We start from the raw sequence: 1,374 nt of genomic DNA, 5'->3' as shown, positions 1-1,374 counted from the left end.
TGAAGTGACCCCTAAAAGTTAGACACGGTTATTTCATTAGGCAGCTTGATAAAAGTGAGTCCGGTATTGTACCGGGCTCATTTTTAATTTTGCCTTAATCCGTTTCGTATTATAATAATCTATATATTTTTCTAATTCTCTTTTAAAATGCTCTACACTTTCAAACTCTTTTATGTAGAGGAACTCCGACTTCATAATCCCAAAGAAATTCTCTATTACTGCGTTGTCGTAACAGTTGCCTTTTCGAGACATACTCTGGACGATAGCTCTTGATTCAAGTGTACAGACGTACTGTCTCATTTGATAATGCCATCCTTGATCTGAATGCATCAGTAGCTGGTGGGTTTCAGGTAAACGTTCCAATGCTTTCTCTAACATCTCTGAAACAAGTGAATACGTCGGTCTAGAACCAATTGTATAGGTAATAATTTCACCATTATACAAATCTAATACAGGTGATACATACAGTTTTTCTCCAAATAATTTAAACTCTGTGATGTCTGTTACCCATTTTTGATTCGGTGCATCTGTATGAAAATTACGCTCTAAAAAATTAGGTGCAATTCTACCAACTTTTCCTTTATAAGACTTATATTTTTTCATACGCACAACACACTTTAATCCAAGCTCTTTCATAATGCGCTGAACCTTCTTGTGATTCACTTTCTGACCACGATTCGTTAATTCATCACGAATGCGACGGTAACCATAACGACCTTCATTTTCCTCATAAATCGCTTTAATCTCCGCTTTCAAATCGGCATCTACATCTGGACGATTCATTTTCTTTACTAAATCATAATACGTGCTTCGAGGAATAGTAGCTAGCTCCACGAGTGCCTTCACCGAATATTTATGCCTTAATTCATAGACTACTTGCGCTTTGTCTTGTTTCGTGATTTTTCCTTGTTTTGAACTAAGGCATTCAACTTTTTTAAGTACTCATTTTCCATCTCAAGCTGTTGAATACGTGCTTCAAGTGCTTCGACTGACCCTTCAGCTAAAGCTTGTTTTAATTGTTTATTTGAATCTTTTTTCATGGATAGACGCCCCTTTTTCTTAGATTGAAGGGCATCAATTCCTTGTGTTTCGAACTGTTTTTTCCAAACAGAAATCGTTGAAGGGGCAGGAATGTTAAAGATAGCTGCCGTCTCAAATAAGGACATACCGTTTTCAATCATAAAGTTTAGTACGTCTAGTTTAAATTGTTGTGTGTAATTTGTACATCGTTTTAGAAAAGCTTCCACACCATTCTGTTTATATTGGTTTACCCAATTCAAAATGATTGTGTCACTTATACCGATCGATCTACCCATTTCTCGATAACTTTCATTTCCGTTCAAATAACGTAGAACGATTTGTATTTTTTCATCA

At 35.8% G+C, this 1,374-nt stretch carries 1 protein-coding gene; it reads right to left on the bottom strand.

What is annotated here, in order from left to right; all coding sequences use genetic code 11:
• Positions 1-36: 36 nt before the first annotated feature.
• Positions 37-1,374, bottom strand: a protein-coding gene (locus ACYVEC_RS28370) for an IS3 family transposase (protein WP_460509379.1) whose coding sequence is annotated in 2 segments (ribosomal slippage) — positions 37-938 and positions 938-1,374 — 1,339 coding nt annotated over the 2 segments. Because the reading frame shifts where the segments join, the coding sequence is not laid out codon by codon here. This gene is flagged as partial in the annotation.

Source organism: Bacillus sp. MN7755 (assembly GCF_054771475.1).
This window is presented reverse-complemented; position numbering and strand designations above follow the sequence as displayed.